This is a genomic window from Sphingomonas sp. PP-CC-1A-547 (assembly GCF_003610375.1).
GTDB lineage: Bacteria > Pseudomonadota > Alphaproteobacteria > Sphingomonadales > Sphingomonadaceae > Sphingomonas.
The window spans coordinates 733,073-748,467 of record NZ_RAPZ01000010.1 but is presented as its reverse complement, the minus strand read 5'-3'; the positions used below and the strand labels follow the sequence as shown (position 1 = coordinate 748,467).

The window sequence follows — 15,395 nt, the reverse complement described above, 5'->3', positions numbered from 1 at the left end:
GCTTCAAAACCACCCCATCACAGTAACCGGAAACGGCGTCCACCGCCCAACCCGAACCCCCGCAAACCGAAGCGCATCCCCCGTCCAAGCATTACACGTCCGCACCGCGCTATACCGCCCGTCAGCCTCGTAAAACGCGTCATACCCAGCATACCCCCGATACCGCGCACCCCCATCCCGAAAGCTAGCCCGGATATACGCCGCCAGCCGCCGATACTGCGCCGGCGTCACCACGATCTCCCGAGCCCCATCCCCGGCAGGCGGCCTCGGCAGATGATCCACATGCATCAACGTCCGATCGCTCCCGATCGCCGAAGCAACCACGGTTCGCAGCTTCACGTCCGCCCAGGTCGGCGTCTCCAGATAAAACGTCTTCTCTCCCCACCCGAACGCCACATGATCGAATGCGCCAAACCGCGGATCACGCAGATCCTCCGCCCGAGCCACCCCGCGCCAGTCCACGCCGGCCGCGATCTTCGGCACGATGATCCCGGTATGCACGCCGTTGCTCTCGACGAAGATATGCACGCCCTCGACCGGCGCCCGCCAGCCGCGGTTGCTCGGGATCGACCCGCCGACCAGCCCCGCCACCGCATAGCTCGCAACCACCCCGAACAGCGAAGCGACTGCCCATAAAATCCATGTAACCCAACGCGTTTCCGTCTTCATTCCGTCATGCTAGACCAGCCGCATGGCCAATGACACACACGTGCTGAGCACCCCGCCCGAAGGCGCGCCCGACTGGACGATCCCGCAGAACTGGGCGGATTACACCGCGGAGGATCACGCGACCTGGGACACGCTGTTCGCGCGCCAGTCGAAGCTGCTCCCCGGCCGCGCCTCGAACGCATGGCTGCGCGGGCTCGACGTGCTGAAGCTGTCGAAGCCCGGCATCCCCGATTTTGAGGAACTGTCCGAGCGCCTGACCAAGCTCACCGGCTGGTCGGTCGTCGCGGTCCCCGGCCTCGTCCCCGACGACGTGTTCTTCGATCACATGGCCAACCGGCGGTTCGTCGCGGGCAATTTCATCCGCCGGCCCGACCAGCTCGATTACCTCCAGGAACCCGACGTCTTCCACGACGTGTTCGGCCACGTCCCGATGTTGGCGGACCCGGTCTTTGCGGATTACCTCGCCGCCTACGGCCGCGGCGGCCAGCGTGCGCTGGGGTTGGACGCGCTGAAATACTTGGGACGGCTCTACTGGTACACAGTCGAGTTCGGCCTGATCGCCGAACCCGAAGGCCTGCGCATCTACGGGTCGGGCATCGTCTCCAGCTATGCGGAAACGCGGTTCGCGCTCGACGATCCGAGCCCCAACCGGATCGCGCTAGACCTCGCCCGCGTGATGCGGACCGAGTACCGGATCGACGATTTCCAGCAGAACTACTTCGTCATTCCGAGCTTCGAGGAGCTGTTGCGGCTGACGGTAGAGACCGACTTCGCGCCGCTGTACGAAGAGCTGAAGGCACTTCCGGATATCCCCGTCGCGCGGATCGAGCCGGGGGATGTGGTGATTACCGAGGGTACGCAGGCGTACGCGACGTCGAAGGCGTCCGCTGAGACCGCATAAGCTTCGCTCAAAAAGGCCACTACCCAGGAGCGGCCACCACCCCGGCGAAGGCCGGGGCCCAGTTGGGATAGCGGTGCGGTTCTATCTCAAGGGTTCACTTAACTGGGCCCCGCCTCCGCCGGGGGGGTGCCGGAGGTGGGGTGAAGACAACCCTCACCAACTTGTTCCCCCGCGAAGGCGGGGGCCCAGACTGGACCCCCGCCTTCGCGGGGGAACATCCTTCTGGAAGAGGGCAACGCTACCTCAAATATCCAACGCCCACCCATCGCGCCCCTTCGGGTCGAACGGCCCCTCCGCCACGAACCTCACCGCCCCAGCGCGCAACCGAAGCACACTCCAATCCCCCCGCCGGTCGACCGCCTCGAGCGAACACCCACAAGCCTCATACGCCGCGACAACCCCAGCCCGCTGAGTCTCCAGCAACCCGGCAAGAACAATCGTCGCCCCCACATCGGAAATAGACGCGATCTCCGGCGCCATAGACACCAGCGGCCCGGCAAGAATATTCGCGATCACCAGATCATACGGCGCCCGAACCACGATCGCATCGTCCAGCGTACCGTCCGCCACGACCAGATCGATCCCCTCGACCCCGTTGAGCGCCGCATTCTCCGCCGTCACGTCGATCGAGACCGGATCGATATCCGTCCCCATCACCTTGGCCCCAGGCCAGAGATGCGCCGCCGCAAACGCCAGCAACCCCGTCCCCGTCCCGATATCGATCACGTTGGCAAACGACGCATCCGCCAACCCGTCGAGCATCGCCAGACACCCGCTGGTCGTCTCATGATGCCCCGTCCCGAACGCCCGGCTTGCCTCGATCAGGAACGCCTGCTTGTCTGCCGGCACCGCGCCCGCATGCGCGCCGGTATGCACAAAGAACCGCCCGACCAACAAAGGCTCGAGCCCAGCCTGGCTCATCGTCACCCAGTCCGCATCGCCCAACCGCTCAACCGCGATTTCGGCCCCGGCCGCACTAGGCACCAGCGCGCGCACCGCCGCGACCGTGTCGGCCGCCGGCTCATGCTCGAAATACGCATCGAGCCGCCACGACTCGACGTCATCCTCGATCTCCTCGGTGGTCATCAACACGCCATCGATCGTCAGGTCGTCGGCAGCATCGATCGCCTCCGCCTCCGCGCGCGTGCAGGGCAGGGTGAGTTTCCAACTATCGGACATAGCTCGCCCCATTCACGTCGATCACCGACCCCGTCATCGAAGCCGGCGCCTCCAGCGCCAAAAACTTCGCCGCCGCCGCGATCTCGTCAGGCGCCGCAACCCGCCCGAGCGGAATGTCCGCCAGCAACGCATCTCCGCCCCGGCTCGACAGATAGTCCTCCGCCATCCCGGTCATCGTGAACCCCGGACACACGGCAAACGCGAGGATGCCCTCCCGAGCATATCCCCGGGCGATCGTCTTGGTCATCGCCACCATTCCCGCCTTCGACGCGGCATAATGCCAATGCGCAGGCGAATCCCCGCGATACGCCGCCCGGCTAGCGATATTGACGATCCTCCCGCCGACACCCCGAGCCTGCCAGTGCAGCACCGCCAACCGACAAAGCTCGGCCGACGCGGTCAGGTTGATCCGCATCGTCCGCTCCCACTGCGCGGTCCAGTCGTCGTCGGCGAGCGGTGCCGCCTCGAACACGCCAGCATTGTTGATCAACACATCGATCGTACCGCCAGCCTGTTCCAGCGCCGCGTTCCACAACGCAGTCGGCCCCGCAGGATCGCTAAAGTCGGCCGGGATACCGCTGGCGGTCCCATGCCCAATGACGGAGGCGCCCACGTCGATCAGCGCCGCATGAATAGCCGCGCCGATACCGCGACTGGAGCCGGTTAGAAGAATAGTCATGTCAGTGCTCTAGCGCCGCAGGCCGTATCCGTCACCAAGCCGGAGAAGGAATGGTTCACGCGGAGACGCGGAGACGCGGAGAGGGTGCGTGTCGATCAGGCGAACTGCCCCCCCCAACGAGAGTTTTGAAGAACCTCCGGTTCCGCCAGACCCTCCGCATCTCCGCATCTCCGCATCTCCGCATCTCCGCATCTCCGCATCTCCGCGTCTCCGCGCCTCCGCGTGAACCACCCTACGCTTTCTCCCTTAGACCGCCCTCACGCCACGCTAGCCGAAAACCCGTCCGCGGCACCGCGCAGCACGCCCAGCTGGTCGTCCACCTCGCCGAACGCGTAACCCAGCCGGTCGATCTCGATTGCCACCGCCTCCGTATCCGCGCGGATCGTCGCGATCGTGGACGACATCGTGTCCGCTGCCAGCGCGGTCTCGTCGACGGCCGCGGTGATCGCAGTCACGGTGTGCGCCTGTACCTCCATCGCATGCCGTATGCGGTCTGCGCTGTCCCTTACCTCGCCGACGGTCGCCTTGATCCCGGCGTTGGTCGCGACCGTCGCCGCCGTCGCCGCCTGGATCGCGGCGATCTTCGCGGCGATGTCGTCGGTCGCCCGCGCGGTCTGGCTGGCGAGCGACTTCACTTCCTGCGCCACCACTGCGAACCCGCGCCCGGCATGGCCGGCCCGCGCCGCTTCGATCGTCGCGTTCAGCGCAAGCAGGTTGGTCTGTCCCGCGATGCTGCGGATCAGCCCGAGGATCGATTCGATCGACTTCGCATGCTCGCTGAGCGCCGCCGACATGCCGACCGCCTCACCGGTCTGTGCACAGGCGCGATCGGCGATCCCGGCCGCCACCTCGACTTCGTTGCGCGCGGTCTCAATCGCTCGGATCAATCCCGCGGAGGTCTGTGCCGCCTCGCGCATCGCCAGTGCGGACTGTTCCGCCGCCGCCGCGACCTCGCTCGCCTTGCCGAGGATACCGCGGGTCGAGGCCGCTGCACTCGCCGCCTGCACGTGGATGCGCGTACCCAAGAGCGCGGTATGCTCGATCGACTCGGCAATACTGCCGCGAAAGTCCGATGCGCGCGTTCGGCGCTCCGCCTGCGCCGCCGCCGCATCGGTCGCGCTCAGGTGCGAGACCATGATGTCCGCCTCGATCAGCGCGATCCGCTGCACCACGTCGGCGACAATCCGCATCGTCGCGGCATCGGTGCCGGCGCGATCGACGATCAGGTGGAGCGTCGCGCTGTGCGCGAACGCCGCCGCCGACAGCAAAGCGGGCAACGGTATTCCCGACCGTCGCGATTCATCGGCATAGGCGATCGCCATCGCTTCCCACGTCTGGTCGTAGGGCGACAGGTACCGCATCCGCGCATAGGTCGCGCTCTGGGCGATCCGGCGTTCGAGCCGCTCCGGCGTGATCTGCGATGCGATGTGGCGGACCGCGTCCAGAGACAGATAGTGTCGCCAGAACATCTCGCCGATCCGCCGGTGATCGTCCTCGTCCAACAGCGCGCTCAGCGTCGCGCACGCCGGCTCGATCAACCCATCCCAGTCGTAATCGCGAACCCGGTCGCGCAGCGTTCGGCCCCGCGCAGGCATGGCCACAACGTTAGTCACACTCGTCATCGCTCGATCGCCTATGCGGCGACTTTGGCGACGAAATCGCCCGCGCTGTTCTTCAGGTTGCTGAGCCGCCCGTCGAGCACGTCGAACCCGCGACCCACCCCGTCGATCTCGGTCGCGACCGTCTCGGTATCCTCGCGGATCGCGGCGATCGTGTTGGACATCGAATCCGCCGCCAGCGCGGTCTCGTCTACCGCCGCGGTGATCGCGGTCACCGTCTGCGCCTGCGCCTCCATCGCGTAACGAATGCGGTCGGCGCTTTCCTGAACCTCGGCCACCGTCGACTTGATCGACGCATTCGTCTCCACGGTCGAGCGCGTCGCCGACTGAATCGCGGCGATTTTCGCGGCGATGTCGTCGGTCGCCCGCGCGGTCTGGTTGGCGAGGCTCTTCACCTCCTGCGCCACCACCGCGAACCCGCGCCCGGCATCGCCCGCGCGCGCCGCCTCGATCGTCGCGTTCAGCGCGAGCAGGTTGGTCTGCCCGGCAATGTCGCGGATCAGCCCCAGGATCGACTCGATCGACTTCGCATGATCGCTCAGCGTTTCCGACATGCCGACCGCCTGGCCAGCCTGTGCCGATGCCCGATTGGCGATCTCGGCCGCGGCCTCTACTTCGGTCCGCGCATCCTCGATCGCGCGGATCAGGCCGGCGGCGGTCTGCGCCGCTTCGCGCATCGCCACCGCGGATTGCTCTGCGGCGGCCGCGACTTCGCTTGCCTTGCCAAGCACCGCGCGGGTCGACGCCGAGCTGCGCAGCGCCTGTTCGCGCAGCATATGCCCCTCGTCGGTCGCGGTCTCGACCATTGCCGCGATGCCGTCGCGGAATTCCGCCGCCAGCGTATCGCGCGCGACCTGCGCGGTATGCATCTGGTACCGGTTATAGATCGCGACGGTGATCTCGCCCTCCAGCGCCGACAGCCGCATCAGCGTGTCGATGAATACCGGCAGCTTCGGATCCGACCGATCGACCCGCCGCATCAACACGTCGAGCGCGGCGCGGTCGCTCGCGCTGATCATCGACAGCAGCGCCATCGGCGATACGTCGGCGACATACGCCGTCGCGACCGACCGCTCGATCGATTCGATCCAGGCGCGTCCACTCGTGTCCAGGAAGCGATTGCGCAGGAACGTGCAACCGATCTCGATCATCTGGTCGGTTTCGTGCGGCGCCCAGATCCGTTCGTCGGAAAAACACTGCAGCCACTGTTCCCAGAACGCCCTGGACACATGCGTGATCTCGGGCGCCAGCGCGGCCCAGACTTCGCGGCTCGCGCCGGTCAGCGATCCGTCGAAATCGAACACCCGCAGCCGCGCCATCAGGTCGACGGAAGCCGCGATCGAGCCGGGGGCCGGCAGGTCGTTGGTGGTCAAGACGGTGAACTCCGGATCGAATGTACGACGCCATCGCTACACGCCATGTCTTAAGGGCTGGTTAGGGATCGACGTCACGTCACGTGCATGGCCATCGTGTCCCGCACGGCATCACGCGCGTGGTGTCATGGGTTATCGGGCCGGCCCCAATGGGTTGCATCGCAGCACGCGGTGGCTAATAGGTCGCCCAATCTATATATTCTGGACCAAGCTGTTCTTGGTTCGTCATCTTCTGGTTCGAGGACTCCGCCCTTGGCATCGCGCAACCCGGCACGCCCGCTTTCTCCCCATCTGCAGGTCTATAAATGGGGCCCGCACATGCTGGTCTCGATCCTGCACCGCGTGACCGGCAGCGGGATGGCGACCGTCGGCAGCATCCTGCTCGTCTGGTGGCTCGCCGCGATCGCCGCGGGCGATCAGGCCTATGCGACCTTTGTCGACGTGTTCACCACCGACACCGGCCGGCTCAACATCCTCGGCTATGTCGTCGCGGTCGGGCTGACGCTGTCGCTGTTCCAGCACATGATGACCGGCATCCGGCACATGGTGCTCGATATCGGCGCCGGCTACGAACTGAAGCGCAACAAGATGGGCGCGATCGCGACGATGATCGCTTCGGTCGCGCTGACGGTCGTGTTCTGGCTCTACATGGGGATCAAGTAATGGGTTCGGGTACGGCAATCGGTCGCGTCCGCGGCCTGGGCAGCGCCAAGCACGGCGCGCATCACTGGTGGCAGCAGCGCCTGACGGCGGGCTCGAACCTGTTCCTCATGCTCTGGCTGATGATCTCGGTCGCGCGGATGCCCGGCTATGATTACGCCGCCGTCCACCTCTGGCTGCAGTCGGCCTGGGTCGCGGTGCCGATGGCGCTGCTGATCCTGTCGGTGTTCTATCACTTCCGTCTCGGTCTGCAGGTCGTGATCGAGGATTACCAGCATGGCGAGAGCCGTGTCGTGACGATGATCCTCCTCAACCTGTTCACCTTCACGCTGGGCGGCATCGCCCTGTTCGCGATCCTGAAGGTCGCCTTCTCCGGAGCCCCCGCCTGATGTCTGCCTACAAGATCATCGATCATACCTATGATGCGGTCGTCGTCGGTGCCGGCGGCTCCGGCCTGCGCGCGACGATGGGCATCGCCGAGAGCGGCCTGAAGACCGCGTGCATCACCAAGGTCTTCCCGACCCGTTCGCACACCGTCGCCGCACAGGGCGGCATCGCCGCCTCGCTCGGCAACAACTCGCCGGATCACTGGACCTGGCACATGTTCGACACCGTCAAGGGTTCCGACTGGCTCGGCGACCAGGACGCGATCGAGTATCTGTGCCGCGAAGCCCCGCAGGCGGTCTACGAGCTCGAACACGCCGGCATGCCGTTCAGCCGTAACGAGAACGGCACGATCTATCAGCGTCCGTTCGGCGGTCACATGCAGAACATGGGCGAGGGTCCTCCGGTCCAGCGCACCGCTGCCGCCGCCGATCGCACCGGCCACGCGATGCTCCACGCGCTGTATCAGCAGAGCCTGAAGTACAACACGGACTTCTTCGTCGAGTATTTCGCGCTCGACCTGATCATGGAAAACGGCGTCTGCCGCGGCGTCATCGCGCTGTGCATGGAAGACGGCTCGATCCACCGCTTCCGCAGCCACCAGACCGTGCTCGCCACCGGCGGTTACGGCCGCGTCTATTTTTCGGCGACCTCGGCGCACACCTGCACCGGCGACGGCAACGCGATGGTGCTTCGTGCCGGGCTTCCGTTGCAGGACATGGAGTTCGTCCAGTTCCACCCGACCGGCATCTACGGCGCAGGCGTTCTCATCACCGAGGGCGCACGCGGTGAGGGCGGTTACCTGACCAACTCCGAGGGCGAGCGCTTCATGGAGCGCTATGCCCCGTCGGCGAAGGACCTCGCCTCGCGCGACGTCGTCAGCCGCTCGATGGCGCTCGAAATGCGCGAAGGCCGCGGCGTCGGCAAGAACGGCGACCACATCTTCCTGCACCTCGATCACATCGATCCCAAGGTGCTCGCCGAGCGCCTGCCGGGCATCACCGAGACTGGGAAAGTCTTCGCCGGCGTCGATCTCACGCGTCAGCCGCTGCCGGTCACGCCGACCGTGCACTACAACATGGGCGGCATCCCGACCAACTTCCACGGTGAGGTCGTCAACCTCGTCGACGGCAACCCCGACGCAGTCGTCCCCGGCCTGTTCGCGGTTGGCGAGGCCGCGTGCGTCTCGGTCCACGGCGCCAACCGCCTTGGTTCGAACAGCCTGATCGATCTCGTGGTGTTCGGCCGCGCGACCGGCCTGCGGATCAAGGACACGCTGAAGCCCGGTACGGCGCACGCGCCGCTGCCCAAGGGGTCGGAAGATCTCGCGCTGACGCGTCTCGACCATTTCCGCAACGCGAGCGGCGGTTCGCCGACCGCGCAGATCCGTCTCGACATGCAGCAGACCATGCAGAAGCATTGCGCGGTGTTCCGCGACACCGAGCTGCTCAACCAGGGCGTCGAGAAGATGGCCGGGATCTACAGCCGGATGACCGACGTCGCGGTGAAGGATCGCAGCATGATCTGGAACACCGATCTGGTCGAGACGATGGAGCTCGACAATCTGATCGGCCAGGCGGTCGTGACGATGAACTCGGCGGCCAACCGCACCGAGTCGCGCGGCGCGCACATGCACGAGGATTTCCCCGAGCGCGACGACGCGAACTGGATGAAGCACACCATCACGACCTTCAACGGCTGGGGCGGTAAGGGCGGCGAGACCAAGATCGATTTCCGCCCGGTCCACGACTACACGCTCACCGACGACATCGACTACATCAAGCCCAAGAAGCGGGTATATTAATGACCTGGGCCATCATCGCGATCGGGTTCCTCGTGCCCGTCGCGGTGGGGCTGCTGACGCGCTTCCAACCGATGATCGCCGGCTTCCTATGGCCGGTGGTCGTCGCACTACTGACCGCGATCTACGTCTTCGGCATCGAACCCCGCGGCGTGGGCGAAGAACCCCAGAAGATAGCGATCACCTTCTACGCGCTCTTCTCGCTAGTAGGCGGCGTGCCGGGCGGCTTGGTAGGCTGGATCCTCCAGTACAAGCGCTCGACTAACGCTAGTTGAACCCACGCCCGTTCTCCTGCGAACGCAGGAGTCCAGGATCACAAATGCCGCGTTCCGTAACCCTGGACTCCTGCGTTCGCAGGAGAACGGGCGTGGACACTTCAGACCGCGAACATCTCCCCAAGCACCTCCAGCACCGCGCGCAGAGTCTGCGCATCGATCCGCCCCATCCGCTTGATCAACCGCCCCCGATCGATCGTCCGCATCTGATCCGGAAGTACCAGCCCGCTCGTCCCCTTGAACGTCACCGCGACCCGAAACGGCGCCGGATGGCTCCCCGTCGTCAACGGCGCGACGATCGCGGTCCGCAGATGATCGTTCATCTCGTCCGGTGAAACGACAAGGCACGGTCGTGTCTTCTGGATCTCGCTCCCCACCGTGGGATCGAGCGCCGCCAGCCAGATCTCACCCCGCTTCATGCGTCCCTCACCACGTCAGTGTCGCGTCATCAGCCACGCCCGCGCCAAGCCACTCTTGTTCCTCACCTGTCATGGCAAGCCCCGCCGCAGCCTCCGCCCAACCGCCCCGAGGGACACGCTCGGCTGGAGTCGCGATCAGCTTCCCATCTTCTACGCGCAGATCCATTGCCGCGCCGGTGGTCACGCCGATCGCCCCCAGGATCGACCGCGGTACGATCATCCCCGTCGAATTGCCCATTTTCCGTAACGACGTCCGCATCGCACATCCTCTTCGCCACACCGATACCACCGATGATGTGTACTAACAATGTTACCACGAAACCGCGAATATGCTGATATCCGGTAACCACCTCGGAACCCACTCCCCCCGCAAAAGTTTGCCGCGCATGACCGATACATCCCCCGCTTCGAACGCCCGCAACTACCCCTTGCTGGCCACCCCCCACATCCACCTCCACGGCCCCGTCGACGACGCGATGTACGACACGTTCAAGTCTCAACTCGTCGCCGCGCCCACCGAAGGCCCGCTGGTCGTCTCGATCACCACCCTTGGCGGCGACCCTGAAGTCGCGCGCGCGATGGGCGACAACATCCGCCTGCTCCGCGAATACACCGGCCGCGAGACGCTCTTCCTCGGCAAGGTCGCGGTCTATTCCGCCGGCGCGACGTTTATGTCCGCCTTCCCGGTCGACAGCCGCTTCCTCACCCGCAACAGCCGCATCATGGTCCACGAGCGCCAGATGCAGAGCACGATCGAACTCAACGGCCCGCTCAACACGCTCTCCTACACGCTCAAGGCGAAGCTCCACGAGATCGAGGACTCGATCAACATCCAGGAGGAAGGCTTCCGCGCGATCGTCGAGGGTTCGAAGGTATCGCTCGAGGAATTGAAGAAGAAGGCCCCCTCCAACTGGTACATCGAAGCCGAGGAAGCCCGCGACCTCGGGCTCGTCCTCGACATCATCTGACCCGGCACCTGCCGCTAACGCGACAGCGGGTGTGACGCATGTTGCACCCGCGAAGCTAAGGATTTGCGGGGAGGGCCCCTGTCATGTATCGGCTCTCGTAACCCTATAATCACACCACGGACGGACCGCTCGCAATGGCCGAATTCTCGCTCCCGAAAAACAGCGTCGTCAAGAAGGGCGTCAAGCACGCCTCGACCAGCCAGGGTTCGGGGGACAGCAAGCGTCTGAAATCGTTCAAGGTCTACCGCTACGATCCCGACAGCGGCGAGAACCCGCGCTACGATACGTTTGCGCTCGATCTCGACGATACCGGCCCGATGGTGCTCGACGCGCTGATCAAGATGAAGAGCGAGCAGGATTCCTCGCTCACCTTCCGCCGGTCGTGCCGTGAGGGCATCTGCGGCTCGTGCTCGATGAACATCAACGGCAAGAACGGCCTCGCCTGCACGACCGCGATCGAGGATTGCAAGGGCGAGGTCCAGATCACCCCGCTGCCGCACATGGACGTGATCAAGGACCTGGTCCCCGACTTCACGCACTTCTACGCGCAGTACTCGTCGATCAAGCCGTGGCTGCAGACCGTTACCCCGCCGCCCTCGGGCAAGGAGCGCCTCCAGTCGCCGGAAGACCGCTCGAAGCTCGACGGCCTGTACGAGTGCATCCTGTGCGCCTGCTGCTCGACCTCGTGCCCGAGCTACTGGTGGAACGCCGACAAGTTCTTGGGGCCGGCGATCCTATTGCAGGCCTATCGCTGGCTCGCCGACAGCCGCGACGAGATGACCGGCGAGCGTCTCGACGAACTCGAGGATCCGTTCCGCCTGTACCGCTGCCACACCATCATGAACTGCGCGAACGCCTGCCCCAAGGGGCTCAACCCGGCCAAGGCGATCGCCGAGATCAAGAAGATGGAAGCCGAACGGATCGTCTGATCCGGTTGGGGAGGGGGGGCGTGTTTCACTCCCTCTTCCCCGCCCCAATCCGATTTTCCCGCCGGTCCAGCTCTCCCGTCCCGCTCCCCCCGTTCGTGCTGAGCGAAGTCGAAGCACACGCCAGGGGCGGGGGATGGAATTTCCCAATGCTCTTCGACTTCGCTCAGGGCGAACGGTGTGGGGATCGAAGGACAGGTTCGTGACCACTGCTGCTCCCCAACCCCATTTCGTCGAAGCCGAAGACCCAGCCAACCCAGGCTGGCGCAGCTGGTCGCTCTCCGACCCAACCCGCTTCAACACCCTGCTCGGCCCCATGCTCTACCGCGTCGACGGCCACACCGTCCGCGTCCGCATCACCCCCGAGCATCGCCACTCGAACCTCCAGAACAACGTCCACGGTGGCGCGCTGCTCGCATTCATCGACGTAGCCCTGTTCGCGGCCGCCAGAGGCTTCGGCCTGATCACCGCCGGCACCGCGGTCACGCTCGATCTCAACACCCAGTTCATCGGCGGCGGCCGCGTCGGCGAGCCGATCGAGGCGCAGGTCGAGGCGCTCAAGGAAACCGGCCGCCTCTTGTTCCTCCGGGGCCTCGTGGTGCAAGGGGACGACGAAACGAAGATCGCCGCCTTCTCGGCCACGATCCGCAAGCCGTCGCCTAAGCCGCCAAAGGGCTGACCCCGGCCGCTATCACCACCCCGGCGAAGGCCGGGGCCCAATTGGGAAACGATCAGTGTTGAAGCGTCCCGCTCCGTTATCGAAACCTTTCCAATTGGGCGTCGGCCTCCGCCGGGGTGGTAAAGAGGTGGGGAAGTGACGGTACTTAAAGCCTATGAGGCGCTGGTCGCATCCGGCGAACTCCGCCCCGACCCCGAACAGTCCGCCGCCGCCGCGCGCCTGAACACCCTCGCCACCGAACTCGCCACCCCCAAGTCGACCGGCTTCTTCGCCCGCTTCTCCAAGAAACCAGACCCCCGCGGCGTCTACCTCTGGGGCGGCGTCGGCCGCGGCAAGTCGATGCTGATGGACCTGTTCTTCGCCAACGCCCCCGTCGAGAAGAAGCGCCGCGTTCACTTCGGCGAGTTCATGCTCGAGGTGCACGCGCGCATCGCCGCCGAACGTCGCAAGGAAGTCGGCGACCCGATCGTCCCCGTCGCCACCGCGATCGCCGACGAGACGCGGTTGCTCGCGTTCGACGAGATGATGGTCACCAACAGCCCTGACGCGATGATCCTCTCGCGACTGGTAACCTCGCTGCTCGATTCCGGCGTGACGATCGTCACCACCTCGAACCGCCCGCCCGCCGATCTCTACAAGAACGGCCTCAACCGCGAGCATTTCCTGCCCTTCATCGCGACCATCGAGCAGCGCCTCGACGTGCTCCCGCTCAACGGCCCGGTCGACTATCGCCGCGACCGTCTCGGCAGCCAGGACACATGGCTCGTCCCCAACGGCCCCGAGGCGACCGCGCAGCTTTCCGCTGCATTCTTCCGCCTCACCGACTTCTCGACCGACGACAGCGAGCACGTCCCGGCCGAAGACCTGATCGTCCAGGGCCGCACGCTGCGGGTGCCGAAGTCGCTCAAGGGCGTCGCGGTGTTCAGCTTCAAGAAGCTGTGCGGAGAGGCGAGGGGGGTGGCAGACTATCTCGCCATCGCGCGGAAGTTCCACACGGTCATCCTCGTCGGCATCCCCAAGCTCGGCCCCGAGAACCGCAACGAGGCGGCGCGCTTCGTCGCGCTGATCGACGCGCTGTACGAGCACAAGGTCAAGCTCCTCGCCGCCGCCGATGCGCAACCCGGCGACCTCTACGAAAGCGGCGACGGCAGGTTCGAGTTCGACCGCACGATCAGCCGCCTCGAAGAGATGCGCTCCGAGGACTATCTCGCCGAAGGCCACCTCTAATCCGATCCACACCACCCCGGCGAAGGCCGGGGCCTAGTTGGAAAGGTCGTCGTAACGATGAACTGCGCGCTGTTAGTACCGTCTCCCAACTGGGCCCCGGCCTCCGCCGGGGCGGGCCAGTTTGGGCAAGTCGATCTTATTGCGCATGCGAACCACTCGCAATAACAACCTGCTTTTGTCCTTTTAGCGGTTGCCGTAGCGGGATAATGCGCGTAACCGGCGTCACCAATCACCCCGCACATCAGACGGAGACGGATTGGAATGGCTCGCAAGAAGATCGCGCTGATCGGCGCCGGTAACATCGGCGGTACGCTCGCGCACCTCGCAGCACTCAAGGGCCTTGGCGATATCGTCCTGTTCGACGTCGCCGAGGGCATCCCCCAGGGCAAGGCGCTCGACCTGTCGCAGTGCGGCCCGGTCGAAGGCTTCGACTCGCAGATCACCGGCTCGAACGACTATGCCGACATCGCCGGCGCGGACGTCATCATCGTCACCGCCGGTGTCGCGCGCAAGCCCGGCATGAGCCGCGACGACCTGCTCGGCATCAACCTGAAGGTCATGAAGGCCGTCGGCGAGGGCATCAAGGCCAACGCCCCGAACGCGTTCGTGATCTGCATCACCAACCCGCTCGACGCGATGGTGTGGGCGCTCCGTGAGTTCTCGGGCCTGCCGCACCACATGGTGGTCGGCATGGCCGGCGTGCTCGACAGCGCGCGCTTCAGCCATTTCCTCGCCGACGAGTTCAAGGTCTCGGTCAAGGACGTCACCAGCTTCGTGCTCGGCGGCCACGGCGACACGATGGTCCCGGTCATCAGCTACTCGACGGTGTCGGGCATCCCGGTGCCCGATCTCATCGCGATGGGCATGTCGAGCCAGGAAAAGATCGACGCGATCGTCAAGCGCACGCGCGGCGGCGGCGGCGAAATCGTCGCACTGCTGAAGACGGGCTCGGCCTACTACGCGCCGGCGACCAGCGGCATCGCGATGGCCGAGGCGTATCTGTACGACCAGAAGCGCGTGCTTCCGGCCGCGGCGTATGTTTCGGGCGAGTACGGCCTTACCGATCTGTACGTCGGCGTGCCGGTGGTGATCGGTGCCGGCGGCGTCGAGAAGATCGTCGAGATCAAGCTGGACGACGAAGCGAAGCAGAACCTCACCGTGTCGGTCGATGCGGTGAAGGAACTGATCGTCGCCTGCAAGGGTATCGACGGTTCGCTGAATTAAAATGCGTCGCGAGCCTAACTTGTTTCCCCGCGAAGGCGGGGACCCAGTCTGGGCACCCGCCTTCGCGGGTGAACAAGGAGGCTCGCGGGTCGCATGAATACAGCCGGCTACGTCTACATAATGGCGAGCCGGCGCAACGGAACGATTTATCTCGGTGTCACCAGCGATCTCGCCGCACGATCCTACCAGCATCGTAACGGCCTGATCATCGGTTTCACGAAAACGCACCACTGCAAACTTCTAGTTTGGTATGAAGTGCATGACGATCTGGACAACGCGCGCCTGCGCGAACTTCAGATGAAGAAGTGGAACCGGCAGTGGAAACTGTCCGAGATCGAACGAATGAACCCCGACTGGAACGACCTGTTCGAGTCACTGTTTTAATCCTGTTCCCCAACGGGGACACAAGGAG

18 protein-coding genes are annotated in these 15,395 nt (G+C 65.1%); 11 read left to right on the top strand and 7 right to left on the bottom strand.

Features of this window, described 5'->3' with window-relative positions:
* Positions 1-3: 3 nt before the first annotated feature.
* Positions 4-669, bottom strand: coding sequence for a TIGR02117 family protein (locus C8J39_RS04270; RefSeq protein WP_120299375.1), 666 nt, complete (start codon positions 667-669; stop codon positions 4-6).
* A 22-nt stretch (positions 670-691) separates the two neighbouring features.
* Here C8J39_RS04270 and phhA point away from each other — a divergent pair, with 22 nt between their 5' ends.
* A complete protein-coding gene (gene phhA / locus C8J39_RS04265) occupies positions 692-1,570 on the top strand; it encodes a phenylalanine 4-monooxygenase (protein WP_120299374.1) in 879 nt (292 codons plus the stop codon).
* 243 nt (positions 1,571-1,813) lie between these two features.
* Here the strand turns inward: phhA and C8J39_RS04260 are convergent, their stop codons facing one another.
* From C8J39_RS04260 to C8J39_RS04245, 4 genes are all read right to left on the bottom strand, one after another.
* Positions 1,814-2,749: a 50S ribosomal protein L11 methyltransferase gene (locus C8J39_RS04260; RefSeq protein ID WP_120299373.1), complete on the bottom strand. Its 936-nt coding sequence runs from the start codon at positions 2,747-2,749 to the stop codon at positions 1,814-1,816.
* Positions 2,739-3,428, bottom strand: coding sequence for an SDR family NAD(P)-dependent oxidoreductase (locus C8J39_RS04255; protein WP_120299372.1), 690 nt, complete (start codon positions 3,426-3,428; stop codon positions 2,739-2,741). Before C8J39_RS04255 ends, C8J39_RS04260 begins: the two co-directional genes overlap by 11 nt.
* Before the next feature lie 257 nt (positions 3,429-3,685).
* On the bottom strand, positions 3,686-5,023 hold the full coding sequence (locus tag C8J39_RS04250) for a methyl-accepting chemotaxis protein (protein WP_120299371.1): 1,338 nt from the start codon (positions 5,021-5,023) through the stop codon (positions 3,686-3,688).
* A 38-nt stretch (positions 5,024-5,061) separates the two neighbouring features.
* Positions 5,062-6,405, bottom strand: coding sequence for a methyl-accepting chemotaxis protein (locus C8J39_RS04245; protein ID WP_056061736.1), 1,344 nt, complete (start codon positions 6,403-6,405; stop codon positions 5,062-5,064).
* A 267-nt stretch (positions 6,406-6,672) separates the two neighbouring features.
* On the opposite strand from C8J39_RS04245, the gene sdhC reads away from it, so the two are divergent.
* From sdhC to C8J39_RS04225, 4 genes are read left to right on the top strand one after another with little or no spacing between them, the layout of a single operon-like run.
* On the top strand, positions 6,673-7,083 hold the full coding sequence (gene sdhC, locus C8J39_RS04240; RefSeq protein ID WP_120299370.1) for a succinate dehydrogenase, cytochrome b556 subunit: 411 nt from the start codon (positions 6,673-6,675) through the stop codon (positions 7,081-7,083).
* Positions 7,083-7,469 carry a succinate dehydrogenase, hydrophobic membrane anchor protein gene (gene sdhD / locus C8J39_RS04235; RefSeq protein ID WP_120299369.1) on the top strand — a complete coding sequence of 129 codons (387 nt, stop codon included), beginning with the start codon at positions 7,083-7,085 and terminating at the stop codon, positions 7,467-7,469. Before sdhC ends, sdhD begins: the two co-directional genes overlap by 1 nt.
* On the top strand, positions 7,466-9,268 hold the full coding sequence (sdhA, locus tag C8J39_RS04230) for a succinate dehydrogenase flavoprotein subunit (RefSeq protein ID WP_120299368.1): 1,803 nt from the start codon (positions 7,466-7,468) through the stop codon (positions 9,266-9,268). Before sdhD ends, sdhA begins: the two co-directional genes overlap by 4 nt.
* Positions 9,268-9,540, top strand: a complete 273-nt coding sequence (locus tag C8J39_RS04225; protein ID WP_120299367.1) for a hypothetical protein — start codon at positions 9,268-9,270, stop codon at positions 9,538-9,540. The genes sdhA and C8J39_RS04225 overlap by 1 nt, the downstream gene beginning before the upstream one ends.
* 101 nt (positions 9,541-9,641) lie before the next feature.
* Here the strand turns inward: C8J39_RS04225 and C8J39_RS04220 are convergent, their stop codons facing one another.
* Together C8J39_RS04220 and C8J39_RS04215 are read right to left on the bottom strand one after the other, a co-directional pair.
* The gene (locus C8J39_RS04220) at positions 9,642-9,959 is read right to left on the bottom strand and encodes a type II toxin-antitoxin system PemK/MazF family toxin (RefSeq protein ID WP_120299366.1); all 318 of its coding nucleotides are present in this window, start codon (positions 9,957-9,959) and stop codon (positions 9,642-9,644) included.
* Between the two features lie 7 nt (positions 9,960-9,966).
* Entirely contained in the window at positions 9,967-10,218 is a 252-nt protein-coding gene (locus tag C8J39_RS04215; protein ID WP_120299365.1) for a hypothetical protein, read from the bottom strand.
* 127 nt (positions 10,219-10,345) lie between these two features.
* Here C8J39_RS04215 and C8J39_RS04210 point away from each other — a divergent pair, with 127 nt between their 5' ends.
* The 6 genes from C8J39_RS04210 (at position 10,346) to C8J39_RS04185 (ending at position 15,367) form a co-directional block, all read left to right on the top strand.
* Positions 10,346-10,927 (top strand): ClpP family protease, encoded by a 582-nt coding sequence (locus C8J39_RS04210; protein WP_120299364.1) that lies wholly within the window; start codon positions 10,346-10,348, stop codon positions 10,925-10,927.
* Positions 10,928-11,061: 134 nt separating this feature from the next.
* Positions 11,062-11,856, top strand: a complete 795-nt coding sequence (locus C8J39_RS04205; protein WP_056484561.1) for a succinate dehydrogenase iron-sulfur subunit — start codon at positions 11,062-11,064, stop codon at positions 11,854-11,856.
* A 199-nt stretch (positions 11,857-12,055) separates the two neighbouring features.
* Positions 12,056-12,532, top strand: a complete 477-nt coding sequence (locus C8J39_RS04200) for a PaaI family thioesterase (protein ID WP_243649716.1) — start codon at positions 12,056-12,058, stop codon at positions 12,530-12,532.
* Between the two features lie 135 nt (positions 12,533-12,667).
* Positions 12,668-13,759, top strand: coding sequence for a cell division protein ZapE (zapE, locus tag C8J39_RS04195; RefSeq protein ID WP_120299362.1), 1,092 nt, complete (start codon positions 12,668-12,670; stop codon positions 13,757-13,759).
* 261 nt (positions 13,760-14,020) lie between these two features.
* On the top strand, positions 14,021-14,983 hold the full coding sequence (gene mdh, locus C8J39_RS04190) for a malate dehydrogenase (protein ID WP_056047455.1): 963 nt from the start codon (positions 14,021-14,023) through the stop codon (positions 14,981-14,983).
* 93 nt (positions 14,984-15,076) lie between these two features.
* Positions 15,077-15,367 (top strand): GIY-YIG nuclease family protein, encoded by a 291-nt coding sequence (locus tag C8J39_RS04185; RefSeq protein ID WP_120299361.1) that lies wholly within the window; start codon positions 15,077-15,079, stop codon positions 15,365-15,367.
* The last annotated feature ends 28 nt before the right edge of the window (positions 15,368-15,395 follow it).

Bases quoted from the DNA above. Each gene is read 5' to 3' on its own strand.
- C8J39_RS04215 (WP_120299365.1), bottom strand. From the start codon at position 10,218: ATGCGGACGTCGTTACGGAAAATGGGCAATTCGACGGGGATGATCGTA.
- C8J39_RS04210 (WP_120299364.1), top strand. From the start codon at position 10,346: ATGACCGATACATCCCCCGCTTCGAACGCCCGCAACTACCCCTTGCTG.
- mdh (WP_056047455.1), top strand. From the start codon at position 14,021: ATGGCTCGCAAGAAGATCGCGCTGATCGGCGCCGGTAACATCGGCGGT.
- C8J39_RS04205 (WP_056484561.1), top strand. From the start codon at position 11,062: ATGGCCGAATTCTCGCTCCCGAAAAACAGCGTCGTCAAGAAGGGCGTC.
- C8J39_RS04260 (WP_120299373.1), bottom strand. From the start codon at position 2,749: ATGTCCGATAGTTGGAAACTCACCCTGCCCTGCACGCGCGCGGAGGCG.
- C8J39_RS04270 (WP_120299375.1), bottom strand. From the start codon at position 669: ATGAAGACGGAAACGCGTTGGGTTACATGGATTTTATGGGCAGTCGCT.
- C8J39_RS04220 (WP_120299366.1), bottom strand. From the start codon at position 9,959: ATGAAGCGGGGTGAGATCTGGCTGGCGGCGCTCGATCCCACGGTGGGG.
- C8J39_RS04250 (WP_120299371.1), bottom strand. From the start codon at position 5,023: ATGCCTGCGCGGGGCCGAACGCTGCGCGACCGGGTTCGCGATTACGAC.
- C8J39_RS04255 (WP_120299372.1), bottom strand. From the start codon at position 3,428: ATGACTATTCTTCTAACCGGCTCCAGTCGCGGTATCGGCGCGGCTATT.
- C8J39_RS04225 (WP_120299367.1), top strand. From the start codon at position 9,268: ATGACCTGGGCCATCATCGCGATCGGGTTCCTCGTGCCCGTCGCGGTG.
- sdhD (WP_120299369.1), top strand. From the start codon at position 7,083: ATGGGTTCGGGTACGGCAATCGGTCGCGTCCGCGGCCTGGGCAGCGCC.
- phhA (WP_120299374.1), top strand. From the start codon at position 692: ATGGCCAATGACACACACGTGCTGAGCACCCCGCCCGAAGGCGCGCCC.
- C8J39_RS04185 (WP_120299361.1), top strand. From the start codon at position 15,077: ATGAATACAGCCGGCTACGTCTACATAATGGCGAGCCGGCGCAACGGA.